23 protein-coding genes are annotated in these 23,669 nt (G+C 60.7%); 13 read left to right on the top strand and 10 right to left on the bottom strand.

Annotated elements, in window-relative coordinates; translation table 11 throughout:
* Positions 1 to 37 precede the first annotated feature (37 nt).
* Entirely contained in the window at positions 38 to 271 is a 234-nt protein-coding gene (locus tag B060_RS0110095) for a BolA/IbaG family iron-sulfur metabolism protein (protein WP_018081661.1), read from the top strand.
* Here the strand turns inward: B060_RS0110095 and B060_RS0110090 are convergent.
* Positions 268 to 732 (bottom strand): META domain-containing protein, encoded by a 465-nt coding sequence (locus B060_RS0110090; RefSeq protein WP_157405629.1) that lies wholly within the window; start codon positions 730 to 732, stop codon positions 268 to 270. The two genes, B060_RS0110095 and B060_RS0110090, sit on opposite strands and share 4 nt — an antisense overlap.
* Positions 733 to 823: 91 nt before the next feature.
* Positions 824 to 1,303, bottom strand: coding sequence for an Lrp/AsnC family transcriptional regulator (locus tag B060_RS0110085; RefSeq protein WP_018081659.1), 480 nt, complete (start codon positions 1,301 to 1,303; stop codon positions 824 to 826).
* 159 nt (positions 1,304 to 1,462) lie between these two features.
* Between B060_RS0110085 and B060_RS0110080 the strand changes: the two genes are divergently transcribed.
* The 5 genes from B060_RS0110080 to mmsB are packed head-to-tail and all read left to right on the top strand — an operon-like array spanning position 1,463 to position 8,979.
* Positions 1,463 to 4,858, top strand: coding sequence for an indolepyruvate ferredoxin oxidoreductase family protein (locus B060_RS0110080; protein WP_018081658.1), 3,396 nt, complete (start codon positions 1,463 to 1,465; stop codon positions 4,856 to 4,858).
* Positions 4,851 to 5,915 (top strand): Leu/Phe/Val dehydrogenase, encoded by a 1,065-nt coding sequence (locus tag B060_RS0110075; protein ID WP_018081657.1) that lies wholly within the window; start codon positions 4,851 to 4,853, stop codon positions 5,913 to 5,915. The genes B060_RS0110080 and B060_RS0110075 overlap by 8 nt, the downstream gene beginning before the upstream one ends.
* Before the next feature lie 36 nt (positions 5,916 to 5,951).
* Entirely contained in the window at positions 5,952 to 7,076 is a 1,125-nt protein-coding gene (locus tag B060_RS0110070; protein ID WP_018081656.1) for an acyl-CoA dehydrogenase family protein, read from the top strand.
* Positions 7,076 to 8,104, top strand: a complete 1,029-nt coding sequence (locus B060_RS0110065; protein ID WP_018081655.1) for an enoyl-CoA hydratase/isomerase family protein — start codon at positions 7,076 to 7,078, stop codon at positions 8,102 to 8,104. Before B060_RS0110070 ends, B060_RS0110065 begins: the two co-directional genes overlap by 1 nt.
* Positions 8,101 to 8,979, top strand: coding sequence for a 3-hydroxyisobutyrate dehydrogenase (gene mmsB / locus B060_RS0110060; RefSeq protein ID WP_018081654.1), 879 nt, complete (start codon positions 8,101 to 8,103; stop codon positions 8,977 to 8,979). Before B060_RS0110065 ends, mmsB begins: the two co-directional genes overlap by 4 nt.
* Positions 8,980 to 8,993: 14 nt before the next feature.
* Here the strand turns inward: mmsB and B060_RS0110055 are convergent, their stop codons facing one another.
* Both B060_RS0110055 and B060_RS0110050 read right to left on the bottom strand, forming a co-directional pair.
* Complete coding sequence (locus B060_RS0110055) at positions 8,994 to 9,299, bottom strand: hypothetical protein (protein ID WP_018081653.1); 306 nt, start codon at positions 9,297 to 9,299, stop codon at positions 8,994 to 8,996.
* Between the two features lie 104 nt (positions 9,300 to 9,403).
* Positions 9,404 to 9,916 carry a GNAT family N-acetyltransferase gene (locus B060_RS0110050; protein ID WP_018081652.1) on the bottom strand — a complete coding sequence of 171 codons (513 nt, stop codon included), beginning with the start codon at positions 9,914 to 9,916 and terminating at the stop codon, positions 9,404 to 9,406.
* Positions 9,917 to 10,001: 85 nt separating this feature from the next.
* Between B060_RS0110050 and B060_RS26510 the strand changes: the two genes are divergently transcribed.
* Complete coding sequence (locus B060_RS26510) at positions 10,002 to 10,499, top strand: CAP domain-containing protein (RefSeq protein WP_018081651.1); 498 nt, start codon at positions 10,002 to 10,004, stop codon at positions 10,497 to 10,499.
* A 10-nt stretch (positions 10,500 to 10,509) separates the two neighbouring features.
* On the opposite strand, the gene B060_RS0110040 is transcribed toward B060_RS26510, so the two are convergent.
* The 4 genes from B060_RS0110040 to B060_RS0110025 form a co-directional block, all read right to left on the bottom strand.
* A complete protein-coding gene (locus B060_RS0110040; protein WP_018081650.1) occupies positions 10,510 to 11,961 on the bottom strand; it encodes a bifunctional 2-methylcitrate dehydratase/aconitate hydratase in 1,452 nt (483 codons plus the stop codon).
* Between the two features lie 206 nt (positions 11,962 to 12,167).
* A complete protein-coding gene (gene prpC / locus B060_RS0110035) occupies positions 12,168 to 13,322 on the bottom strand; it encodes a bifunctional 2-methylcitrate synthase/citrate synthase (RefSeq protein ID WP_018081649.1) in 1,155 nt (384 codons plus the stop codon).
* Positions 13,323 to 13,342: 20 nt separating this feature from the next.
* On the bottom strand, positions 13,343 to 14,230 hold the full coding sequence (gene prpB / locus B060_RS0110030) for a methylisocitrate lyase (RefSeq protein ID WP_018081648.1): 888 nt from the start codon (positions 14,228 to 14,230) through the stop codon (positions 13,343 to 13,345).
* A gap of 115 nt (positions 14,231 to 14,345) precedes the next feature.
* Positions 14,346 to 14,951 carry a TetR/AcrR family transcriptional regulator gene (locus B060_RS0110025; RefSeq protein ID WP_018081647.1) on the bottom strand — a complete coding sequence of 202 codons (606 nt, stop codon included), beginning with the start codon at positions 14,949 to 14,951 and terminating at the stop codon, positions 14,346 to 14,348.
* 152 nt (positions 14,952 to 15,103) lie between these two features.
* Here B060_RS0110025 and B060_RS0110020 point away from each other — a divergent pair, with 152 nt between their 5' ends.
* A complete protein-coding gene (locus B060_RS0110020; protein WP_018081646.1) occupies positions 15,104 to 15,844 on the top strand; it encodes a helix-turn-helix transcriptional regulator in 741 nt (246 codons plus the stop codon).
* Positions 15,845 to 15,969: 125 nt separating this feature from the next.
* Here the strand turns inward: B060_RS0110020 and B060_RS0110015 are convergent, their stop codons facing one another.
* Together B060_RS0110015 and B060_RS0110010 are read right to left on the bottom strand one after the other, a co-directional pair.
* Positions 15,970 to 17,907 carry a CocE/NonD family hydrolase gene (locus B060_RS0110015; protein ID WP_018081645.1) on the bottom strand — a complete coding sequence of 646 codons (1,938 nt, stop codon included), beginning with the start codon at positions 17,905 to 17,907 and terminating at the stop codon, positions 15,970 to 15,972.
* A gap of 9 nt (positions 17,908 to 17,916) precedes the next feature.
* The gene (locus B060_RS0110010; protein WP_018081644.1) at positions 17,917 to 19,458 is read right to left on the bottom strand and encodes a S10 family peptidase; all 1,542 of its coding nucleotides are present in this window, start codon (positions 19,456 to 19,458) and stop codon (positions 17,917 to 17,919) included.
* Positions 19,459 to 19,731: 273 nt separating this feature from the next.
* Between B060_RS0110010 and B060_RS0110005 the strand changes: the two genes are divergently transcribed.
* From B060_RS0110005 to B060_RS0109980, 5 genes are all read left to right on the top strand, one after another.
* A complete protein-coding gene (locus B060_RS0110005; RefSeq protein WP_018081643.1) occupies positions 19,732 to 20,226 on the top strand; it encodes a DUF3617 domain-containing protein in 495 nt (164 codons plus the stop codon).
* A 57-nt stretch (positions 20,227 to 20,283) separates the two neighbouring features.
* Positions 20,284 to 20,976 (top strand): uracil-DNA glycosylase, encoded by a 693-nt coding sequence (ung, locus tag B060_RS0110000; protein WP_026172735.1) that lies wholly within the window; start codon positions 20,284 to 20,286, stop codon positions 20,974 to 20,976.
* Positions 20,977 to 21,187: 211 nt separating this feature from the next.
* A complete protein-coding gene (locus B060_RS0109990) occupies positions 21,188 to 21,808 on the top strand; it encodes a DUF3617 domain-containing protein (RefSeq protein ID WP_157405628.1) in 621 nt (206 codons plus the stop codon).
* A gap of 122 nt (positions 21,809 to 21,930) precedes the next feature.
* Entirely contained in the window at positions 21,931 to 22,740 is an 810-nt protein-coding gene (locus B060_RS0109985; protein WP_018081639.1) for a PhzF family phenazine biosynthesis protein, read from the top strand.
* A gap of 20 nt (positions 22,741 to 22,760) precedes the next feature.
* Positions 22,761 to 23,669 carry a 3-keto-disaccharide hydrolase gene (locus tag B060_RS0109980; protein WP_018081638.1) on the top strand — a complete coding sequence of 303 codons (909 nt, stop codon included), beginning with the start codon at positions 22,761 to 22,763 and terminating at the stop codon, positions 23,667 to 23,669.

Here is a 23,669-nt window from a genome sequence, read left to right as displayed (position 1 = left end):
CGGCTAAGCCACCGGCAGTTAATTGAGGAGTTTTGCCATGGCCATCGCCCAAAGCGATCTTGAGGCGCGTATCGCTGCCGCTTTTCCGGACGCGGAAATCACCATCACCGATCTGGCCGGGGACGGCGATCACTATAAGGCGCGCATCGTATCAGAGGCCTTCAATGGCCTGCCGCGCGTGCGCCAGCACCAGTTGGTCAATAAGGCGCTGGCCGATCTGCTCAGCGGTCCGTTGCATGCCCTGGCGCTGGAAACAGTGGCGAAAGTCTAGTCTTTCTTGCGCGCCCATTCGTAGGTGCCCTTGCCATCTTTCAGGCCCAGCACAAGGCTGTCACCGGCGACGGCGTAGTTAGCAACGGAATTGGCGTTGAGTTCCCAGCCGGTATCGAGCGCCGGCGTCGGGCAGGCCATGCGCGTCATGGCCATGGGCCCGAAGGTTAAGGTTCCGTGGGTGCCATCGGTCGGCGTGGTTTCCCAGATCGCGGTGGCGCGATTGCAGTCGACCTTGAGGGCAACGCGGCCTTTATCGACGAAGGTGATCTCATAACGGTCGGCGGCATCGGGCTTGACCGGCGCTGCGCTGCCTTTGGGCAGGAACTGCACCAGTTGCCAGGTGCCGATGAGGGTTTGTGCCGCTTCGGCTGTCTTGCCGGACGGGAAGGTCGAACAGGCGGTAAGCGCAAGCGCGGCACACGCGCCGGCAACCATCAGGAATGTGGAACGTGGGGTCATCTGCGCGCCTTTGCTGAAACAGACGTCCATCCTAGCAAAGATCAACCGTCGCGGGAAGCGTCCGGCTATAATTCTCTGGTAGGCGGGTAGCCTAGAGTGACGGCGATGGATCGCGCTTGAGGCGGCGCAGGCAGAAGGTCGAGCGCGTGTGGCGGATTCCAGGGAATTTCAGCAGCTTCTTGCGCAGGAAAACCTCGTAATCCTCGGTGTCCTCCACGGCGGCGATGATGACGTAATCGTATTCGCCGGTGGTGAGATAGGCGTCGGTCACTTCGGTCAGGGTGGCGATATGGCGGGAAAAGTTCTCGATCTTCTCGTCATCATGTTGCTCCAGCGTCATTTCGACGATGACAGAGAGTGGCTTGCCGACCTTTTCCGGATTGAGCAGCGCCACATAGCCGGTGATCACGCCGGTTTCTTCCAGCCGCTTGATGCGCGACCAGCAGGGGGTTTGCGACAGCCCGACCTTGTCGGCGACCTCCTGCGTCGTCAGATGACAGTCTTCGCGCAACAGGCGAAGAATCTTCTTGTCGATCTCATCGAGGGCGCGGTGGTCCTTGCTCTTGTTCATTCGCTTATATTGCCCTGCACCAGAGTTTTATTCTGCCATTTTTTGTAATTGCAGAAATTATAGCTGAAAACGTGGATTACGCATCCGCAGTTCGGAAGCACTTTCTCACATTTCAGGATTAGTATCATTAGAAAATAACTATGCCACAGGGATATGTTGATGCGCGCCGAGGTAAGCCTTGCCGACCGATATGAACTGACATCCGGCCGGGCTTTCATGACCGGCGTTCAGGCGCTTGTCCGGCTGCCCATGCTGATCCGCGACAGGGATCGCCAGGCCGGGCTGAACACGGCAGGCTTTATCTCCGGCTATCGCGGATCTCCCTTGGGCTCCTACGATATGCAACTGGCGCAGGAACAAAAGCGCCTCGATGACCATGATATCGTCGTCCAGCGCGGCATCAATGAAGACCTGGGCGCCACGGCGGTGTGGGGAACTCAGCATGTGCCACTGTTTAACGGGCACAGGAAGGATGGCGTGTTTGGCCTCTGGTACGGCAAGGGACCGGGTGTTGACCGGACCGGAGACGTGTTCAAACATGCCAACTTCGCCGGAACCTCGGCGCTCGGCGGTGTGCTGGCCCTGGCCGGAGACGACCATAACTGCAAGTCATCGACCCTGCCGAACCAGTCGGAATTTGCCTTCGCCGATGCCGAAATGCCGACCCTGTCGCCATCGACCATTGATGAGGTGATCGAGTTCGGCATGAAGGGGATCCAGCTTTCGCGTTATTCCGGCTGCTGGATCGGCATCAAGACCATTTCCGACCTGATGGACGCCTCGACCTCGGCACATATCGACTCGCTTCGCTGGCAAACCACCCTGCCGGATTTCGACCTGCCGGAAGGCGGGCTGAATATCCGCCTCAACCATACGCCCGATCAAAAGGAAGTGCTGCACCGTCATTTCCGCTTGCCGGCGGCGCAGGCCTTCGCTCGTCATAATGGCCTCAATCCGCTGATGCAGGATGCGCCGAGCGCGCGTCTGGGTATCGCCACCTCCGGCAAGGGTTTCCTGCATGTGCTCGATGCCCTGCGCCTGCTGCAGATCGATGAGGCCGGGGCGCGCCGGATGGGCCTGCGTATCTGGAAGGTCGGCATGGTGTGGCCGCTCGATCCGGTGGGCGCGCTCGCCTTCGCCGACGGGCTGGAAACCGTGCTGGTGGTTGAGGAACGCCGTAACCTGATCGAATACCAGCTCAAGAACGCGCTCTACGGCCTGCCGGATTCGCGCCGACCGCGTGTGCGTGGTAAGGACGTGGTGCGCGATGTGCTTGACCTTGATACGGTCAGCGTCGCCATGGCCCTGTTCGCGGTGTTGCCGGCGGAAGCCCGCACCGAGGCGCGTCAGGCGATCATCGCCCGTTATGCCGAACAGGCTATTGCCAAGGAAAACGTCGTCCAGCTTCATACGCGCAAGCCGTTTTTCTGCGCCGGCTGTCCGCACAACACCTCGACCACCGTGCCGGAAGGCTCACGCGCCACAGCCGGAATCGGCTGTCACTACATGGTGCAGTTTATCCCCGATCGTCATTCGGAAATCTGCACCCATATGGGCGGTGAGGGCGTGACCTGGGTCGGGCAGGCGCCTTTCACCGACGAGCACCACATCTTCGCCAATCTGGGCGACGGCACCTATTTTCATTCCGGTCTGCTGGCCATCCGCCAGTCGGTGGCGGCGTACGTCAACATTACCTACAAGATCCTCTATAACGACGCCGTAGCCATGACCGGCGGCCAGCATGTCGATGGCGTGCTGCATCCGGTGACGGTGGCGCAGCAGGTCGCGGCCGAAGGCGTCCGGCGGATCATCCTCGTGTCGCCACACCCTGATCGCTGGCGCAATCATCCCAAGATGCCGTCAAAGGTCAGCTTCTATCACCGCGATCAGCTTGAGGTGGCCGAGGCCGAACTTAAGGCGACGCACGGCACCACCGTACTGATCTATGATCAGATGTGCGCCACCGAACTGCGCCGCCGCCGCAAGCGTGGCTTAGCGCCGCAGACGAAAGAGCGCATCTTTATCAACGCCAAGGTATGCGAAGGTTGCGGTGATTGCTCGGTCAAATCGAACTGCATCGCGGTGGGGCCTAAGGAAACCGAACTCGGTCGCAAGCGCGAGATCGACCAGTCGGCGTGCAATCTCGATACCTCATGCGTGAAAGGCTTCTGCCCGAGCTTCGTGTCACTGGAAGGCGCGCAGATAAAGAAGGTGCAGCCCGCTGCCATCGATCATCTGATCCACGATCTGCCTGAGGCGACGCCGATGCCGCTGACGGCGCAGCCCTACAATCTGTTGCTCACCGGTATCGGCGGGCTGGGCGTCACCTCGCTGTCGGCCATGATCGGCATGGCGGCGCATATCGACGGCGTGGAAGTGATCTGCGTCGATCAGATCGGCCTGGCGCAGCGTGGTGGCGCGGTTGATGCTCACGTTCGCTTTGCCGCCCCCGGCGTGATGGTGCCGGGCGGTCGTATCCCGCTCGGTGAGGCCGATGTCATGATCGCCGCCGACATGATCACGGCGCATGGCAAGGCCTGCTTGCCGCTGTTGAACACGGACCGCACCATAGGCTTTCTCAACAGCGCCCTGACACCGAGCGGCGAGTTCACGCTCAACACCAACACCGTGTTCGACCAGCTTTCCATGGTGCGCAAGGTGCGCAACGCCGCGCGCACGCTGGAGACCTTCGATGCCGCTGGCCTTGCCCGCACCTATATGGGTGATGCGGTCTACGCCCTGATGATCATGTGGGGCGCGGCCTGGCAGGCCGGCGTGTTGCCCTTGTCACTGGCGGCGGTCGAACGCGCCATCGCCCTGAACGGCGCCGCGGTGACGGCCAATCTGCGTGCTTTCGCCCTGGGGCGTGCCTGGGCAGAGGGCCGGCTGGAAGCGGCGCCTGCGCAGACGCCCGTCTTTGATCTCGATAGCTTCGTCAGCGCCCGCATGACCGATCTGACCGACTATCAAAACGCCGCCTATGCCGCGCGCTACAGGGCTCTGGTTGATCTGGTGAGAGGCGAACCACGCCTTGCCGAGGCCGTGGCGCGCAACGCCTACAAACTGATGGCCTACAAAGACGAGTATGAAGTGGCGCGGCTCTATTGCGATCCGGAGTTCCGCAAAGTCCTGGCCGAACAGTTTGAAGATACAAAGGCAATATCTGTCTACCTCGCGCCGCCCATGATGGGCGCGAAGAAGCGTAAATTCGGCCCGTGGGTTTTCAAGGCCTTCGCTATGTTGAAGGCCGGCAAGGCCTTACGCGGCACGCCATTCGATCTTTTGGGTTACACCCATGAGCGCCGCACCGAGCGCCAGCTCATCACCGACTACGTGCATCTGATCGAACGTCTGGCGCGCGATCTTCGTCCTCATAATCTCGATCTGGCGGTGGCGCTTGCCAAACTGCCGGAAGAGATCCGTGGCTTCGGCCACATCAAGCTGGCCAATCTCGACAAGGCCAACGTCAAAAAAGCCGACCTCATCGCGCAATTTGAGGCCGCCCAACCTGTTACCCCGCTAACGACTGAAACGAAAGTATTGCTACATGTTTGACCACCCCGATTATGACGCCCACGACAAAGTCCTCATGGTGGAGGATGCCGCCTCTGGCCTGAAAGCCATTATCGCCGTCCATTCCACGGCGCTGGGCGCGGCCGCCGGTGGTTGCCGCCTTTGGGCCTATGACAGCGGGGTGAACGCGCTCAGCGATGCTTTGCGCCTGTCACGCGGCATGAGCTACAAGAACGCCATGGCCAATCTGCCGATGGGGGGCGGCAAGGCGGTCATTTTAGGACCTGTGCCGGCTGAACGCCGCGAAGCCGTGCTGGAAGCCTTCGGTCGCGCCGTGGATAGCCTGGATGGTCAGTATATCACCGCCGAGGATGTCGGGGTTTCGGTCGCTGACATGAAGATCGTGGCGCGCACCACCGGCTATGTCTCCGGGCTGGATGCCGCCGTGGGCAAGTCTGGCGGAGATCCGTCGCCCTTCACGGCGCGTGGTGTGCGCGTCGGTATCGAAGCCGCGGTCAAGGCCAAGCTCGGCCGTTCCGATCTCGCCGGTATCAAGGTCGCTGTGCAGGGCCTGGGGCATGTCGGCACCTATCTCTGCGAAGAACTGTTCAATCTCGGCGCCAAGCTTGTGGTGGCCGATATCAATCCGGAGCGGGTGGAAGAGGTTTGTAATCGCTTCGCGGCCGAGAGCGTATCGGTCAACAACATCCTGTTGCAGACGGTCGATGTGGTGGCACCATGTGCGCTTGGGGGCGCGATCAGCGAGGATGTGGCCAGCCGTCTGCAAGCCACCATCGTCGCCGGCGCGGCCAATAATCAATTATTGACTGCGGGGGCGGGGCGCATATTAGGTGAACGCGGCATCCTTTATGCGCCGGACTATGTGATCAATGCCGGCGGCATCATCATGGTGGCCGGTGAAATCTCTGGCCGTAACGATGAGGCCGATATTCTGGCACAGGTCGACGCCATCGGTCCGCGCCTGTTTGATATCTTCACCAAGGCAAAAAGCGCCAACGCACTCACCAATGTGATTGCCGATGCGATGGCGCGCGATAAGATCGCGGCCGCGCGCGCCAGGGTGACCGAGGCGGCTTAAACGATCCGAAAAACGGACTAAATAGCAGGGACGATCATGCCACTCAACGACGATCAGGCGATGATAAGCGAGGCGGCCAGGCGCTTCGCCTATGATAAACTGCGGCCTTTCGCCGGTGCGTGGGATGAGCAAAAGCATTTCCCGGTGGATGTGATGCGCGAGGCGGCGGAGCTGGGTTTCGCCGCCATCTATACCGGCGAAGAGCACGGCGGGGCGGCTATGTCGCGGCTCGATGCCGTGCTCATTTTTGAGCAGTTGTCGCGCGGCTGCATCGCCACGGCGGCGTTTCTGTCGATCCACAACATGTGCACCTGGATGATCGACAGCTTCGGTTCCGATGCGTTGCGGGCGCGTTTTGTGCCGCCCTTGACCAGCATGGCGATGGTCGCGAGCTACTGCCTGACCGAACCGGGTTCCGGCTCCGACGCCGCCGCCATGAAAACGCGCGCGGTGAGAGAGGGGGAGGCTTACGTACTTAATGGCTCGAAAGCCTTTATTTCCGGCGCTGGCGTCTCGGATATCTATGTCGTCATGGCCAAAACGGATGAGACCATTTCCGCTTTTGTGGTGCCGAAAGAGACACCGGGTTTAAGTTTTGGCGCCGTCGAGAAGAAGATGGGCTGGAACGCCCAGCCGACGCGGCAGGTGATGTTCGATCAGGTCCGAATACCCGTAGACAATCGTATTGGCGATGAAGGGCAGGGCTTCAAATTCGCCATGAAGGGGCTGGATGGCGGACGTCTCAATATCGCCGCTTGCAGCCTTGGCGGTGCGCAGGATGCGCTGGATCGTGCCATGGCCTATGCCTCTGAGCGCAGTCAGTTCGGCCAACACCTGAATGCGTTTCAGGTGACGCAGTTCAAGCTGGCCGATATGGAAACCGAGTTACAGGCGGCGCGCTCGATGCTCTATGAGGCGGCGGCGCGGCTGGATGATCACACGCCGGACGCGACGAAATGGTGCGCCATGGCCAAGCGCTTTGTCACCGATACGTGCTCGAAAATCGCCAATGAGGCCCTGCAAATCCATGGCGGCTATGGTTATCTGCATGACTATGGCGTCGAACGGATCGTGCGTGACCTGCGGGTGCATCAGATCCTCGAAGGCACCAACGAGATCATGCGTGTTATTATTGCGCGCGATATGCTGAAAGGGTCGTGATGGACGTATCTGTCCGTGTAGAAAACGGTGTCGGCCGGATTACGCTGAACCGGCCCAAGGCGCTGCATGCCCTGACGACGGAGATGTGTCAGGCGATGAGCGATGCGCTCACCCGGTGGGCTGCCGATGATGGCGTGCGCGTGCTGATGATAGATCATGCCGAGGGCACGCGCGGCTTTTGCGCCGGCGGTGATATCCGCATGGTGGCGCAGTCCGGTCGCGCCGATGGCAAGGCGGGGGAAGCGTTTTTCAACATCGAATATCGCCTCAACACACAGATCAAGCGCTTCCCCAAGCCGTATGTTGCTCTGCTGGATGGCGTGACTATGGGTGGTGGCGTGGGTATTTCGATCCATGGCTCGCATCGCATTGCTACCGAAAACACCCTCTTTGCCATGCCGGAAACCGGTATTGGCCTGTTCCCGGATGTCGGCGGCGGCTGGTTCCTGCCGCGGCTGGAAGGACAACTCGGTATCTGGCTGGCGCTGACGGGTGCGCGCCTTAAAGGTTCGGATGTTGTGGCGGCCGGCCTAGCTACGCACCTTGTTACCTCTGAAAACCTGCCGGATGTGAAGGCGCGGATACTGGCGGGCGAAGCTTTGGATGATGTCCTGGCCGACTATACGCAGATGCCCGTCAGGGCCGGCTATGCCGAACATCTGGATGTCATTCATCATTGCTTTTCACGCCCCACGATCACCGACATCTGTCTGGCGCTGAAAATGGCCGATGACGATTGGGCTACCGCGCAGGCCGATATCCTCAAGAACCGCTCACCCTTGTCGCTCAGCGTCTCGCTCGAACAGTTGCGGCGAGGGGCTCGCATGGCATCGTTTGAAGACGTTATGCGTATGGAATACCGCATCGCCTGTCATATCATCCGCAGCCATGATTTTTCCGAGGGCGTGCGGGCGGTGATCGAGGACAAGGACAATGCACCGACGTGGTCGCCGGCCAGTCTGTCGGGTGTCACGCCGCAGATGGTCGAGGCGATGTTTGCAGCCGTGGACGAGGAGCTTGCGCTATGAAAATCGCCTTTATCGGCCTGGGGCATATGGGGTCGGGCATGGCGGCCAATCTGGTCAAGGGCGGGCATGAGGTGCGCGCATATGACCTGAGCGCAGCGGCCATGACGCAGGCGGTGGCTGAGGGCTGCATCGGTGCGGCCTCGCTCAACGAGGCCTGTCAGGATGCGGAGGCCGTGATCACCATGCTGCCGGCAGGACAGCACGTTCTGGCGGTCTATGCGCAGGTGATGGAACAGGCAGAGCCCTCCGCGCTGCTGATCGATTGTTCGACCATCGATGTTGAGAGCGCCCGCAAGGTGGCCGGACAGGCGGAAAGCGCCGGATTCGCCATGGTCGATGCGCCGGTTTCGGGCGGTGTGGCGGGGGCGAAAGCCGGCACCCTGACCTTTATGTGCGGTGGCCCGCAAGCGGCTTTTGCCCGCGCGGAACCGATCCTGCAAGCTATGGGCAAGGCGGTGATCCATGCAGGTAGCGCGGGCGCGGGGCAGGCGGCCAAGCTGTGCAACAACATGTTGCTGGCCATTACCATGATCGGCACCTGTGAAGCCTTTGCCCTGGCGGAAAAGCTAGGCCTCGATGATCAGGTATTTTTCGACATTGCCTCGAAGGCGTCGGGTCAGAACTGGTCGATGACCAGCTATTGTCCGGTGCCGGGGCCGGTGCCAACCTCGCCGGCCAATAACGATTATCAGCCGGGTTTCGCCGCGTCGCTGATGCTGAAGGACCTGACCCTTGCCATGCAGGCGGCGGCGCAGAATGACGCCCACACACCGCTCGGCGCCAAGGCGCATACGCTCTATGAGGCGTTGTGCCGTCAGGGCCATGCGGCGCAGGACTTCTCCTATATGATGGAACGGATACGCAGGGGGTCTTAAGATTTCGGCGGCGCTTAAGCTCGGATATAATGCAGCACGTCCGGGCTGTTGGCGGCAGCGGCCATGACCACCTTGTTCAGGCCCTGTTCGGTGGTGCGCTGATCGATCTCACCCTTGCGGTACATCCACGACAGCTTGCGCAGGTAATCGCGCAGCGCCACCTTATCGTCTTCGCCGAAGCGTACCGAGGTCATGGCTTCAATGCGCGCCTGCAGTTTTTCGCGGGCGGCGCGGCCTTCGCGAATCCCGACCTTGAACGCTTGCATCTGCTCGGTCACGAAGGCGTGGCGGGCGATTTCATTAAAGGGATTGAGGGTCATGAGGCGTACTCCTGAAAAGCCAGGCTCTGAGCATTTCACAGCCGCCGCCTCTTGCCAACTAACGCTTCCTCACTTCAGCGGCATCCAGATCAGCGAAAATTTGATCAATCGTGACCGGAAAAATCCTGAAACATCACAAAAGCATCAACATAACCTAATTCGGGATGCGCAAAGGCGCCCGGCAGGCGCGCCACAATCTCGAAACCCATGCGCTGCCACAGGGCGACGGCGCGTTCATTGCTGCTGACGACGAAATTGAACTGCATGGCGCGAAAGCCCTGCGACCTGGCCACCGCCACAGCATGCCGGCACATGGCGCTGGCCACGCCCCTGCCTGTGGCCGAAGGCGCGGTCATGAAACCGCAATTGGCGACGTGGGCGCCGCCGCCTTGTCGATTGGGTGTCAGGAAATAGTGCCCCAATACCGTGCCATCGACCTCGGCCACGAAAACCTGATGCGGTGCGGCGAACCAGTAGGTGAGGGCGGTGTCGCGGTCCCAGTCACGCGGCAGGGTGTAGGTCTCCCCGGCGCGCAAGGTGGGTTCCAGGATGGCCCAGATGGCGTCATGGTCGGCGGTGGTGGCGAGTCTGATCTGCATGGCGCTGATATAGGCCATCCTTAATCGCCGCATAACCCATTCGGTTGGAAAAAATTTAACGAAGCCGGCGCATGGTCAAAGCCAATCAGGATTGGGACATATCATGCGCCGACTATCATCCGCTGTTGTTCTGCTGGCAGGCTTATGTGCCACTGCGGCGCAGGCAGCACCGCGCAGCACCGAGGCCGAAGTGCTCGAGATGATCAACGCCGAACGTGCGGCGCACGGATGCCAGCCCTTGCATGTTGAGGCGCGCCTGACAGAAGCCGCTGAGCGCCAGAGCCGTCAGATGGTGGAGCGCCATTATTTCAGCCATACCGCGCCCAATGGCTCGACGCCCGGCCGCCGTGTCCGGGATACCGGCTATGTCTACCAGATGGTTGGCGAAAACATCGAGGTCAATTCGGACGTACCCGAAGCGGTGGTCGATGCGTGGATGAACAGTCCTGGCCACCGGGATAACATCCTGATGTGTGCGTTCCGGGAAACCGGCATCGCGGTTGCCTGGCAGGAGGACGACGAGCCTGTGCCCGGCGTGCCGCCCGAGTTCCGCGCCTACTGGACGCAGGTCTTCGCCATGCCGCTTAATCTCGGCAAATGAAACTGGGCGACTAGATCACATACAGATCGACATACTCGTTGACGGGCATGGCTTCCAGCGCCTGCTGGTCGAGACTGACCTTGAGGATGGCCGCCTGTTGTTTTGACGGAAAACGGCGCGCGAGATTGGTGCGGAACTTGACTTCGAGCAGAGGTATGCCGTCGGCGCGGCGGCGCTTGTGGCCGATCGGATATTCCACCACAATCTCATCCAAGACCTTACCATCGTTGAGTTCCAGGGTCAGGGCATTGGCGATGCTGCGTTTGTCGGGATCGTGGTAATCGGCAGTGAAGGTGGTATCCTCGACGCAAGTGATCTTGTCACGCAGGCTATCGATACGCGGATCACCAGCGACACCGTCCTCATAGTCAGCGGCGGTCAGGCGGCCATGGATCAGCGGCACGGCGACCATGTACTGGATGCAGTGATCGCGGTCGGCCGGATTATCGAGCGGCCCCTTCTTGTCGATGATGCGGATGCAAGCCTCGTGGGTGCGGATGGTGACGTGCCGGATGTCTTCGGTCGTCTTGCCAAGCGCAGCCAGCTTATGATGCAGCATCATGGCGGCTTCAACGGCGGTTTGACTGTGAAACTCGGCCGGGAAGCTGATCTTGAAGAGGATCTGCTCCATGACGTAAGTGCCATAGGGCCGCTGGAACCTGAACGGCTGGCCCTTGAACAGCACGTCGTAAAAGCCCCAGGTCTTAGCGGTGAGCACCGACGGATAACCCATCTCGCCTTTTTGCGCCATGAGCGCCAGACGCACAGCGCGCGAGGTGGCGTCACCGGCAGCCCAGCTTTTACGCGAGCCGGTATTGGGCGAATGGCGATAGGTGCGTAAGGCCTGGCCATCGACCCAGGCCAGTGACACGGCGTTGATGATCTCGTCGCGGTCGAGACCCAGCATCTGCGCCACCACGGCGGTGGAAGCGACCTTGACCAGCACGACGTGATCGAGACCGACGCGATTGAAGCTGTTTTCCAGCGCCAGACAGCCCTGGATCTCGTGCGCCTTGATCATTGCCGTCAGGACATCACGCATAAGGAGCGGCTTGCGCCCGGCGGCGATGGCTTTGCGCGACAGCCAGTCGGCGGTGGCGAGGATGCCGCCGAGATTATCGGACGGATGGCCCCATTCGGCCGCCAGCCATGTGTCGTTGAAATCGAGCCAGCGGATCATGGCGCCGATATTGAACGCCGCCTGGACCGGATCGAGCTGGAACTGCGTGCCGGGCACTTTTGCGCCGTGGGGCACGACGGTGCCGGGGACGATGGGGCCCAGCAGCTTGGTGCAGGCGGGGTAGTCGAGCGCCTCCAGTCCGCAGCCGAGGGTATCTATCAGGCAGTTGCGCGCGGTTTCATAGGCAAGGTCGGAGGTGATCTCATAATCAAGCACATAATCGACGATGTCGGTGAGGACACTGTCCGGCGCGGGGCGTTCGTTAGGGATATGGGCGGACATGGTGGGCTTTCTTGAGGGAAGACAAGAAAGGTGATCCACAGATTACACAGATTACACAGATTTTTCAGAGCCTTAGTGGTCAAATCCGCTTTTGTTATCAGGGCCTGTTGGCGCGAGGCGCCTTTTCAATCTCATAAACTGCGATAGCCATTAAACTCAGAAAAATCTGTGTAATCTGTGTAATCTGTGGATAAACCTTCCTTAATTTAAGGACGGTCTTTCAGGGCCACGAAGGGTTTATCCTCCGGGCCGGTATAGTTGGCATTGGGGCGGATGATCTTGCCGTCCTGGCGCTGTTCGATAATGTGCGCCGACCAGCCGGAGGTGCGCGAAATCACGAAAAGCGGCGTGAACATATCGGTCGGGACGCCCATCATGTGATAGGAAACCGCCGAGAACCAGTCGAGATTGGGGAACATCCTCTTGGCGTCCCACATCACGCTTTCCAGCCGCTCGGCGATGGCGAACATCTTCATGGAATTTTGCCCGGCAGAGAGGCGGCGCGCTACCTCCTTGATCACCACATTGCGCGGATCGGCCACGGTATAGACCGGGTGGCCAAAGCCGATGATGACCTCCTTACGGTCAACACGGGCGCGGATATCGGCCTCCGCCTCGTCTGGATTGTCGTAACGCTTCTGGATATCAAAGGCGACCTCGTTGGCGCCGCCGTGTTTGGGGCCGCGCAGGGCGCCGATGCCGCCGATGATGCAGGAATAGAAGTCCGAACCCGTACCGGCGATCACGCGGGCGGCAAAGGTCGAGGCGTTGAACTCGTGTTCGGCATAGAGGATCAGCGAGGTGTGCATGGCGCGCACCCACGACTCCGGCGGTGGCTTGCCATGCAGCATATGCAGGAAGTGGCCGCCGATCGAGTCATCGTCGGTCTCGACCTCGATGCGCTTGCCGTTATGGCTGAACTGATACCAGTAGAGCAGCATGGAGCCGAGGCTGGCCAATAGCTTGTCGGCAATGTCGCGCGCGCCGGGATGGTTGTGGTCTTCGCGCTCCGCCGACTGGCAGCCAAGGACCGACACGCCGGTGCGCAGCACGTCCATCGGGTGCGTGGAGTAGGGCAGGCTTTCCAGCACGGCCTTCAGCGTGGCGGGCAGGCCGCGCAGGGATCGGAGCTTGGTCTTATAGGCGGCCAGTTCGCTGAGATTGGGCAACTTGCCGTGGATCAGCAGGTGGGCGATTTCCTCAAATTCCGAGGTGGCGGCGAGATCGAGAATATCGTAGCCGCGATAGGCCAGGTCATTGCCGGTGCGTCCGACCGTGCACAGGGCGGTATTGCCGGCGATCTGACCGGACAAGGCCACGGATTTTTTGGGCCTAAAGCCCGTCGGTGTATCTCCGTCCATGAGGCATTTCCTTGTTCCTGTTATTTTTGTTTGTTGGTGTTGAAAAGCGCGTCGAGGCGCTCTTCAAAGGCATGGTAACCGATGCGGTCATACAGTTCCTCACGGGTCTGCATGGTATTGAGCACGTTCTTCTGGTGGCCGTCGCGGCGGATGGCGGTATAGACGTTCTCCGCCGCCTTGTTCATGGCGCGGAAGGCCGACAGGGGATAGAGCTGGATGGCGACACCGGCCGAGGCCAGTTCTTCGCGGGTGAAGAGGGGCGTCTTGCCGAACTCGGTGATATTGGCCAGCACCGGCACCTTTACGGCATCGACAAAGCGGCGATAGGTGTCCAGATCATAGGCGGCCTCGGCGAAGATGCCGTCAGCGCCGGCCTCAACGCAGGCGATGGCGCGTTCGATGGCGACCTCCACGCCTTCAACGGCAATGGCGTCGGTGCGGGCGATCAGGAAGAAATCGGGATCGGTTTTGGCGTCAGCGGCCGCTTTCACACGATCGACCATTTCGGCGGTCGAAACGATCTCCTTGCCAGGGCGATGACCGCAGCGCTTGGCGCCGACCTGGTCCTCAATGTGGCATGCGGCGGCGCCGAACTTGATCAGTGACTTGATGGTGCGCTCGATATTGAACGCCGAGGGGCCAAAGCCGGTATCGATATCGACCATCAGCGGCAGGTCGCAGACATCGGTGATGCGGCGGATATCGGTGAGAACATCATCCAACGTGTTGATGCCAAGATCGGGAAGCCCCAGCGATCCGGCCGCCACGCCGCCACCCGACAGATAGATGGCCTTGTAGCCGGCACGTTTGGCCAGCAGGGCATGATTGGCATTGATGGCGCCGACCACCTGCAAAGGCTGTTCAGCGGCCAGAGCGGCGCGAAATTTCGCGCCTGCGGAGGTCATCATGTGGCGTTTCCCTGTCTTTACGACTTATATCCGAAAGGTATCAAGTGAAACCAATTGGGTCAAGCGTAATCATTTACGCTCACGTAAACCTCGGCGTCAATTCACGTGCGATTGATCAGGCGCGCAACGACTCCAGGTAAAGGCGCAACTGCTTCATACCAGAGATAAGGACACGGCTATCCTGCGCGGTCTTGGCCAGGGAAATATAGCCTTCGTAGGTGGCGACGAGGTAGGTGGCTGTGTCGCGGGCATCGATGTCGTTGCGCACCTTTTCATTGATCTGGCCAAGCCGCAGAGCATCGCTGACACCCCCGATCCAGTTGGTGAAGATCTCCGACAGGCGCCGGCGGAAACCCTCGTCGAGCGGCGACATTTCCTGCGCCAGATTGTTGAGCGGACAGCCGCCGTTGACCTCGGCATCCGAGGTGCCGGTGTCGTCGAGAATGCCGAGCAGGGCGTCGATCGGATCATCAACATCATCGAGCGGGGCCAGCCACTTGTCCTGCGTGATGCGGGCGATGACGTGCTCGATGACGGCATGACCCAGCGCTTCCTTGCCATCGAAATGGTGATAGAGCGCGCCCTTGGTGACACCGGCCCTGGCGAGGATGGCCTTGAGGTCGCTGCCCTGAAAGCCATTGTGATACACCTCCTCGAACGCTGCGTTCATCAGGCGTTCGCGGGTCTGGACAGGTGCGCGGCGGGGGGCTGAGACTGACATACCAACCAGTATGTATGATATTGCCCTAAAGTCAAGTATCCACAATATTTGCGGCGTCGCCGGATTTATGCTGACAGAACTTGGCATGAGGGGGATGCTAGGGTTTCATCAGTGCCGCGTATTCGAGAACCTACCTGACCAAGGACGCCATCATGTCGCGCGCCACCCGCCTGCTTGACCTTTTGCAACTGTTGCGACGCCATCGTTATCCGGTGGCCGGCGCTGAACTGGCGCGCGAACTCGATATTTCGCTGCGGACGCTTTACCGCGATATAGGCGCGCTTCAGGCGCAGGGCGCGCATATCGAAGGCGAGCCGGGCGTGGGTTATGTGCTGCGGCCGGGCTATATGCTGCCGCCTTTGATGCTGAGCCAGGAAGAACTGGAGGCGCTGGTGCTGGGCGTGCGCTGGGTGGCCGACCGGGGCGATGCCCGTCTGGGGGAGGCGGCGCAGAACGCCCTGACCAAGATCACCGCCGTGCTGCCAAAGGATCTGGCCGATGAGATTGAGACTTCTGGTTTGCTGGTGGTGCCAAGCTGGTCATCGCCGCAAAGCCGGATCGATCTCGGTGATATCCGCGCCTCCATCCGGGGTGAATGCCGCGTCGAGGTGCGCTATACCGACCTGAAGGAGGTCACCACTGACCGCGTGGTCTGGCCCGTGGCGCTGGGCTTCTTTGAACATATTCGCATCGTCGTGGTGTGGTGCGAGATGCGGCAAGCCTTCCGCCACTTGCGCGCCGACCGTATCGTATCGTGGTCACCGCTGGAAAACCGCTACCCCAAGCGCCGCGCCGTCTTGCTCAAGGCGTGGAAGGCGGAACGCGACGAGGAACACGCCAAGTATGAGGCGGGCCTGCCGGCGAAGAAGCAGCCGGTTGTGACTCTGCAATAATTCCCCTCTCCCTGTTTACGGGGAGAGGGTGCCGCTTTAGCGGCGGGTGAGGGGCGTCTTGCTAGCTTTACAACCGCCCCTCACCCCAGCCCTCTCCCCGCAAGAAGCGGGGAGAGGGGGGCTTGCTATTCCTTCACAATCGGCAGCCAGACCGCTGAGGCGGCTGTCGGCGTGCGATAGATGCTTTCGGTCGCCGCTTTATAGTCCGCCGGCTTGGCGTTGAAGATATTGTCGACATAGGTCTGCGGGTTGCGGTCATAGAGCGGGAACAGCGATGACTGCACCTGGATCATCAGCTTATGTCCCGGCAGGAAGACGTGATCGACATTGGGCAGTTCGAACTTGTACTGCTCGATCTTGCCGGGCGTCAGGGCCTGAGGCGTGTCGAAACCGTGCACGTACCGGCCGCGGAAAATCTCGATGCCGATGGGCAGCTCAAAACCGGCCATGCCGGGCTTGGAGCCTTGCGCGGCGCCTTCCGGCGACTCGTTGGGATAGACGTCGATGATCTTGACCACCCAGTCGGAGTCGGTGCCGGAGGTGGCGGCGTAGAGATCGACCACAGGCGCGCCCATAATATGTACCGGCTTGTCGAGCGCGGTGGAGGTATAGGTCAGCACATCCGGACGATCGGAGACAAAGCGTTGATCGTGGACCAGCCAGGGCTTCCACTGGCTGGAATCGGCCATGCTGATCGGTCGCGGAATAAAGGGCACGGGCTTCGACGGATCGGAGACGTAGTTGTCGTGGCCATCCGTGGCGGGTTTGGTGAAGCTGGCGGTGAAGTTTTCACCGATATAGAGCGGGGTCAGGGTGCCCATCGGCCATTTCGGCGACTCGTTCCAGTGGTTCGCGCCGGTGGCGTAGGTCAGGACCGGCGGGGTTTTCGGATCGGGTGCGCCCTTGAGATAGTGATCGAAGAAGGGCTTCATGTACTTGACGCGGAATTCATGCGCGGTGTCGCCGGTGAAGGTGAGGGCGCCGAGGTCGTAGCCATAGTGGTTGACGCCGGAATGGCGCCACGGCCCGATGACCAGAGACACCATGTCGTTGTTCGTGTCCTTGGGCTCCATGACCTTGTAGACCGCCGGTGCGCCATAGGAATCTTCCTGATCCCACTGGCCAACGACCAGCATGGTCGGCACTTTCAGTGGCGCGGCCGCCATCCACTTATCGACCGCCTGGCCCGACCAGAAGGTTGTGTAGGCCGGATTTTCCATCAGCTTGCGCACGAAGGGCACCTGGTCGATGCCCCACTTGCGGGCGTAATCGCCCGTCGAACCGGCTTCGAGATAGCGATTATAATCGTCGCCCACGCCATCCGGTATGTCGGCGCCGGCATCGGCCTTGCCGGTGCTTTGCCCCAGGGCATAGCTCAGGCTGTTGACGCGGAAGGCGCCGTTGTGGAACCAGTCGTCGCCCTTCCAGCCATCGACCATCGGGCTTTGCGGCACGGCGGCTTTCAGGGCCGGATGCGGGTTGATCTCGGCCAGCAGGGAGGTGAAACCGAGATAGGACGAGCCGATGATACCGACCTTGCCGTTCGATTCCGGGATGTTCTTCGACAGCCAGTCGATCGCGTCGTAGGCATCGGTCGATTCATCAATGCCGGTGTCGTTGAGTGCACCCGAAAGCGGGCGGTTCATGACGTAGACGCCCTCGGAATTATGAATGCCGCGGATATCCTGCGTCACGATGATGTAGCCATCGTCAACGAACGGATCGTACATCGCGGGCAGGACTTCCTTGATCGTCTGGCTCGCCGATCTCGCCATGGTGGACTTGGCGTCATAGGGGGTGCGCGACAGCAGGATCGGACCGTCCTTCGTGCCCTTCTTGAACACGATCACGGTATAGAGCTTGGTGCCGTCGCGCATCGGCACCATGATGACGCGACGGACAAAATCGGCGTCCGGACGAACCTTATCATAGCTGTCGAAGACATCCGGCGTCATGGGGGTGACGGCGGTGGAAGGGGCAGCCGGCTTCGGCTTGGCCAGCACGGGGGCGGCAAAGGCCAGCGACAGCAGGGCAGCGGCGCAGGTGAGGGTGCGGAAGGTCATCTCTAATTCCTAACGGGTATAAAGGGCTTTGGCGTCGGTCTTGAAGGCGGTGGCGCTGCCGGTGCGGCTGTAGAACATGTGCCCGCCGGGATAGACGGCGAGCCTGACCTTGGCGGTGCCGCCATAGGTCGGCAACTGGTCGATGACCAGGCGTGAGGTGAAGAAGGGGCACGACAGGTCGTTATAACCATGGACGATCAGCACCTGCATCTTCGGGTCGTTGGCGATGGCCTGGCGCAGGTCGCTGACCGGCTTGTCGTCGGCGGCGCCGCGATCCCAGGCTTCATTGACGGCATAGGACAGGGCCTCATAATGCGCCTCGGTCTTCCAGCCGACCTCGCGGGTGACAAAATCGACCATGGCGCTGGTGGTGGGCGCGATCAGAGCGTTCAGGATCGGGTCGCCCGACAATTGACTGGGGGCTTCGGGGAAGGGGTCAAAAGCCGTGACATTGGAATCATAGACGCTGCCGATCTTGCGCTCATTGCGATGGCTTTCACGCAGGAAGGTGCCAGTGTCGATCCGGCCGTCCATGCGGGCTACCAGCGCCGGATCGAGGCCGGTATATTCAGACACCTTGCTGACGAGGCGGCTGACAGCCTGCGGGTCGGAGCGGCCGGCGAGGAAATCGGTGACGAACTGCGTGCGGTCATAGCGCTCGACCTCGGCCACGGCCTCCGGCGTCAGTTTGCCGTGCTTTTCCAGATTGGCGGCGGCCATGGAGGGCAGGTTGATCATCCATGGCAGCGGCGACAGCGCCGTTTCGGAGCCGACAGCGGCGGGATCGAGATAGGGCGACACCATGATCAGCCCGGAAACACCGACGCCCATGCGGGTTTGCAGGGTGTTGGCGATACGCGGGGCACGGTAGCCGCCGTAGCTTTCGCCCATGATGTATTTGGGGGAGCGCAGGCGACCGTTCTTGACCAGCCAGTCGTAGACGACACGCGACAGGTACTGGATATCGGCCTCGGTCGCGAAGAAGTCCTTCTTGGCGGCGTCGGACTCTTCCAGCGCGCGTGAATAGCCGGTGCCGACCGGATCGATGAAAACCAGATCGCTCATATCAAGCCAGCTACTCGGATTGTCGGTGGTGACGCTGGAATCGGAGGGTGAGTCGCCGGCATCGCCGAACTGGACGCGCTTCGGACCGATGGCGCCCATATTGAGATAGACGGAAGAGGCTCCGGGGCCGCCGTTAAAGGCGAAGGTGACGGGTCTTTTAGGATCTTTGCCGGGCACGATATAGGCGGTGTAAACGACCTCGGCGATGACCTTGCCCTTGGCGTCGCGCACGGCGATCTTACCGACGGTGGCGTCATAGCTCAGCGCCTTGCCATCGAGCTGGATGGATTGGCGGATGGTCTTGTCGTCCGGCAGGGCCGGGAAACTATCGCCATCGGGTTTATCGGCGGGTTTATCGGCGGTTTTCTCAGGCTCGGCCTTGGGCTTGTCATCGGCAAAGGCGGGCAGGGCGGGGCTGCCGGCGAGCATAACACAGACCAGGCCGGTGAGGAGCGCGCGGGAGGGACGGAGGGAGCGAAGTGTCACGACGGGAAGGCCTTATGGTCTGGGAGTTATGATTTAGAAGTGTGACAATACACGCTTGCTAATCTGATACAATATACGCCGGTTTCATTTGCATCCGGATCGGAACAAAAAAACAAAACTTGATAAGTCTGCGCGCGGACAGTCTTGATAGGACTGCGAAGTGAGAATAAAAAATCTATAAATATCAAATATTTGAAAGCAATATTCCTTGCCTGGTTGAGAAAGTGGCCTACAATAGTGTTCGGGGGCTTTTGCTGTTACAGGAGCATTGTGATGAGTCCCACGATCGCGTTGACCTTTGCCTCTGCCGCCGGCTTCATACTGGGTCTTGCCGGCCCTGCCGTTCTCGATCAGACCCAGCCTGATATCTCGCCGCCGACAGCCGCCCGCGCTGTGGTTGATGTCGTGCCCCCCGCCAGTGAGCCGGCAGCGCTGCCCGGGCCCGATTCGATGTGGGAAGTCACCACCCAGACGACCTTGGCGGGCCAGGCGCCCACCACGACCACCTCTAGTCTCTGCGCCAATATCGAAGACCTCAAAGCTCCGCCGGTCAGCGTTACCGGCCCGCAATGCGAGGGCCAGATGTTCAGCAATGAAGGCGCGAACGTCTCATGGACCACGGATTGCGCCGCCGTGAAGGGCAATGGTTCACTGACGGTGAGCGGCGATCATCAGAGCTTCAGCGGTGATATCGTCGCTGCCAGCGCGGGTCAGGACGCCACGATCCACGTCACCGGCAAGATCACCGGCACCTGCACCAAATCCTGATTGACTAAAGCGTAGAGTCGCGGCCCCATGCGCGGCGTTAAAAACGGGACCGCGACCATGAATGATATCAAGCTTGACGACGGCTGGAAGGCGCTTCTGGCGCCGGAGTTTTCAAAGCTCTACATGGTTGAGCTGAAAGCCTTCCTGAGTGCGCAGCGTGAGGCAGGTAAGCGCGTATTCCCTAAAGGCGCCGATTATTTCCGCGCGCTGGACCTGACGCCACCGGATAAGGTGCGCGTGGTGATCCTGGGGCAGGACCCCTATCATGGCGAAGGCCAGGCGCATGGCCTGTCGTTCTCGGTCAAGCCGGGCGTGCGTATTCCGCCGTCCCTGGTCAATATCTACAAGGAATTGCAGGGCGATCTCGGCATCGCGCCGGCCAAGCACGGCTTTCTGGAGCACTGGGCAAAGCAGGGCGTATTGCTGCTCAACAGCGTGCTGACGGTCGAGATGGGCATGGCGGCGGCGCATCAGGGCAAGGGCTGGGAAAAGTTTACCGATGCGGTGATCCGCGCGGTCAATGACCTGCCGCAGCCGGTGGTCTTTATCCTGTGGGGCGCTTACGCACAGAAAAAGGCCGCTTTTGTCGATACCACGAAGCATCTGGTGATCAAGTCGGTGCATCCGTCGCCGCTGTCAGCCCATAACGGCTTCTTCGGCACAAAACCGTTCTCGCGCGCCAATGATTTTCTGGTGGCAAAGGGCCATGCGCCGATCGACTGGACGCTGCCGGCCAATCCAGCAGAATGATCACCGGATCGACTTCCTAATTTCGTCTTTATATTTTCAAAACTAGGTTGAAGGGGCGTTACGGGAGAGTGTTGATGAAGCCGCTTGTGTATGTATTCCCGACCAGTCTGGTCATTTGTGCGGTCGGCATGAAAAGGGGCTTTATCACCCCGGCAACCAACGGTAATCGCCAGGGCGTCAGCGCGACATGATCATTATGCGGCACGTTTCTTTGAGTTTGTCTCTTCTGGCGTGCCTGGCGGTGGTGGCCTGTGACAAGCCCGACAAGCCGCCCGTGGCACCTTCCGGCAGCGAGACCGCGCAATCGGCGTCGTCCACGTACGACTCCGCCGCGGAGCAGGCTTCGGAAAGCGTGGCCAGCAGCGAAACGCCACCGCCGCGCAAAAGCCAGCGTGAGGGCCTGTGGCAATTGACGCAGACCCTGCCGCAACTGGGCGGCAGTTCGGTAGCCAGGATCTGCGTCGATGAAGATCAGGGCGAACGTCTGGCGGTGATCGGGCAGGATTTGCTCGGTAAACCGGAAATGAATGACCTGTCGTGCATGACGCGCAGCGTGGTGCGGCTGGCCTCCGGCGCCGATATCGATACGGTCTGTGAGGTCAACGACACCACGCTGACCAGCCATATCCATGTCGACATCATCGGCAACGAGGCGTTCCACCAAACGGCCGAAACGCGCTATTCGCCGGCCTTTGCCGGTCATGGCCGCCAGATCACGGTGACCGACGGCAAGCGTCTTGGCGATTGTCCTGATGGCATGAAGGCGGGCGACTACGTCAACGGTGACGGCGTGAAGATGAAGGTCGGCAAGGTTCTGGCGAAATTTAGCTGATTGCGCCAGCCGACAGTGGTCTCATAACTGGCGACACCGGACGATCCGATGCTACTAAGCTTCCTGTAAGGCGCCCGGAAATGGGCGTTCGTCTTCACATCGCACCTACGTCAGGGAAGCCCATGCGACAATATCTGATCGACGCCTTTGCGGAAGCACCGTTCAAGGGGAATCCCGCCTGTGTGGTCGAACCCTTTACCGTGTGGCCGGACGCGGACTTCATGCAGGCGCTGGCCATGGAGAACAATCAGGCGGAAACCGCCTATCTGCTGCGCACCGGTGATCCCTCGCGCTTTGGTCTGCGCTGGTTCACGCCGGCCATGGAGGTGCCGCTGTGCGGGCACGCCACCCTGGCCTCGGCCCATGCGCTTTTCCATGAGTTCGGTGTGGCGGCCGACGTGCTGCGTTTCGACACTTTGTCGGGCGCATTGACCGTGCGCCGCTTTGAGGATCGGCTGGAAATGGATTTCCCGTCCTATCCGCCGCATGAGATTGCGGTTGAGCCAGCGGTCGAGGCCGTGCTGGGCGTGGCGCCGCTGCGCTGTTATGGCGGGCCGGCGCTGATCGCCTTCATGGACAGCGAGCAGACGGTGCGTGACATCGTGCCGGACCTCAGCAAGCTGACCGCCTATCAGGGCACGGCCTATACCGATCGCCACCTGATCGTCACGGCCTTTGCCGATGCGGATAAGCCTTACGGCGTGGTCAGCCGTCTGTTCGCGCCGGACATGGGCATTAATGAAGATCCGGCCACCGGCTCGATGCACTGTATGCTGGCGCCGCTCTATGCCGCCTTGACCGGAAAGCCTGTAATCGATTACTATCAAGCCTATCCGAGACGCGGCGCGCACCTGCAATGCGAAGTGGTGGGGGACCGTGTCAAGCTGCGCGGTCAGGCCGTCACTGTGATGATGTCGGACCTCAAACTATAAGAATATATTCGGGAAGATCCATGTTCAAAGCCAGCCTTATCGCCGCCGCCTGCGCGGTGTTCGCCGTCTCCGCCGCCCATGCGGAAGCGCCCGTCTTCAAGCCGCAAACGCTTGTTTTGAAGAACATTCCAAAGGCTACAGGGCCGGCGGTGTCGATATTCAATGGCAAGGATCTCAACGACTGGACCGGCTGGCTGGGCTATCCCGATCCGTCGCGCACTTATAATGCCGGTGACGACAAACCGATCGGGCCGGGTGGCGTAGGGTCGATCTTCACGGTGGTGAACGAAGACGGCGCGCCTGCCTTGCGGGTGAGCGGTGAAACCTGGGGTAGCCTTGTCCATAAGGGCGATTTCAAGAACTATCACCTGCGCCTGGAATACAAGTGGAGCGGCAAACGCCATGCGCCGCGCCTCAATGAACCGGAGAACAACGGCCTCCTGTATCATACCCACGGCAAGCCCGGCGCTGTGTGGGGCACCTGGTCGCGGTCGGTCGAGTTCGAGATCATGACCGGAAGCGTCGGTATGGTGGTGCCGGTCGGTAACGGTCTGGAAGTCGACTCCAGCGTGGCGATTGATCCCTCGATCATCGATCCGAAGCAGCGCTTTATGCCGGGGGCGCCGCTGGGCAGCGCGGTCGGCAACACCGCGCTGTGGAACATCGAAAACAACAGCAATGCGGATAAGCCGGTCGGCGAATGGAATACGCTCGACCTCTACGTCTTCGCCAACCATGCGGTGCATGTGGTCAATGGCGTACCGGTGATGGAGGTCTGGGGCCTGTGCGACAAGGCCAATGACACCGCGCCATGCGAACCGCTGATCCACGGCGCCATCCAGTTGCAGTCGGAAGGGGCCGAGACCTTCTTCCGCAATATCACGCTGGAGCCGATCAACAGCCTGCCGGCGATTGAGGTGGTGAAGTAG

The organism is Asticcacaulis benevestitus DSM 16100 = ATCC BAA-896, from assembly GCF_000376105.1.
Lineage (GTDB): Bacteria > Pseudomonadota > Alphaproteobacteria > Caulobacterales > Caulobacteraceae > Asticcacaulis > Asticcacaulis benevestitus.
This window is presented reverse-complemented; position numbering and strand designations above follow the sequence as displayed.

Excerpts from the sequence above, each read along its gene's own strand:
- prpC (WP_018081649.1), bottom strand. The coding sequence starts at position 13,322 with ATGGACGGAGATACACCGACGGGCTTTAGGCCCAAAAAATCCGTGGCC.
- B060_RS0109985 (WP_018081639.1), top strand. The coding sequence starts at position 21,931 with ATGCGACAATATCTGATCGACGCCTTTGCGGAAGCACCGTTCAAGGGG.
- mmsB (WP_018081654.1), top strand. The coding sequence starts at position 8,101 with ATGAAAATCGCCTTTATCGGCCTGGGGCATATGGGGTCGGGCATGGCG.
- B060_RS0110090 (WP_157405629.1), bottom strand. The coding sequence starts at position 732 with ATGACCCCACGTTCCACATTCCTGATGGTTGCCGGCGCGTGTGCCGCG.
- ung (WP_026172735.1), top strand. The coding sequence starts at position 20,284 with ATGAATGATATCAAGCTTGACGACGGCTGGAAGGCGCTTCTGGCGCCG.
- B060_RS0110070 (WP_018081656.1), top strand. The coding sequence starts at position 5,952 with ATGCCACTCAACGACGATCAGGCGATGATAAGCGAGGCGGCCAGGCGC.
- prpB (WP_018081648.1), bottom strand. The coding sequence starts at position 14,230 with ATGATGACCTCCGCAGGCGCGAAATTTCGCGCCGCTCTGGCCGCTGAA.
- B060_RS0110075 (WP_018081657.1), top strand. The coding sequence starts at position 4,851 with ATGTTTGACCACCCCGATTATGACGCCCACGACAAAGTCCTCATGGTG.
- B060_RS26510 (WP_018081651.1), top strand. The coding sequence starts at position 10,002 with ATGCGCCGACTATCATCCGCTGTTGTTCTGCTGGCAGGCTTATGTGCC.
- B060_RS0110015 (WP_018081645.1), bottom strand. The coding sequence starts at position 17,907 with ATGACCTTCCGCACCCTCACCTGCGCCGCTGCCCTGCTGTCGCTGGCC.
- B060_RS0110080 (WP_018081658.1), top strand. The coding sequence starts at position 1,463 with ATGCGCGCCGAGGTAAGCCTTGCCGACCGATATGAACTGACATCCGGC.
- B060_RS0110005 (WP_018081643.1), top strand. The coding sequence starts at position 19,732 with ATGAGTCCCACGATCGCGTTGACCTTTGCCTCTGCCGCCGGCTTCATA.
- B060_RS0110085 (WP_018081659.1), bottom strand. The coding sequence starts at position 1,303 with ATGAACAAGAGCAAGGACCACCGCGCCCTCGATGAGATCGACAAGAAG.
- B060_RS0109980 (WP_018081638.1), top strand. The coding sequence starts at position 22,761 with ATGTTCAAAGCCAGCCTTATCGCCGCCGCCTGCGCGGTGTTCGCCGTC.
- B060_RS0110055 (WP_018081653.1), bottom strand. The coding sequence starts at position 9,299 with ATGACCCTCAATCCCTTTAATGAAATCGCCCGCCACGCCTTCGTGACC.
- B060_RS0110065 (WP_018081655.1), top strand. The coding sequence starts at position 7,076 with ATGGACGTATCTGTCCGTGTAGAAAACGGTGTCGGCCGGATTACGCTG.
- B060_RS0110025 (WP_018081647.1), bottom strand. The coding sequence starts at position 14,951 with ATGTCAGTCTCAGCCCCCCGCCGCGCACCTGTCCAGACCCGCGAACGC.
- B060_RS0110095 (WP_018081661.1), top strand. The coding sequence starts at position 38 with ATGGCCATCGCCCAAAGCGATCTTGAGGCGCGTATCGCTGCCGCTTTT.
- B060_RS0110040 (WP_018081650.1), bottom strand. The coding sequence starts at position 11,961 with ATGTCCGCCCATATCCCTAACGAACGCCCCGCGCCGGACAGTGTCCTC.
- B060_RS0110050 (WP_018081652.1), bottom strand. The coding sequence starts at position 9,916 with ATGGCCTATATCAGCGCCATGCAGATCAGACTCGCCACCACCGCCGAC.
- B060_RS0110020 (WP_018081646.1), top strand. The coding sequence starts at position 15,104 with ATGTCGCGCGCCACCCGCCTGCTTGACCTTTTGCAACTGTTGCGACGC.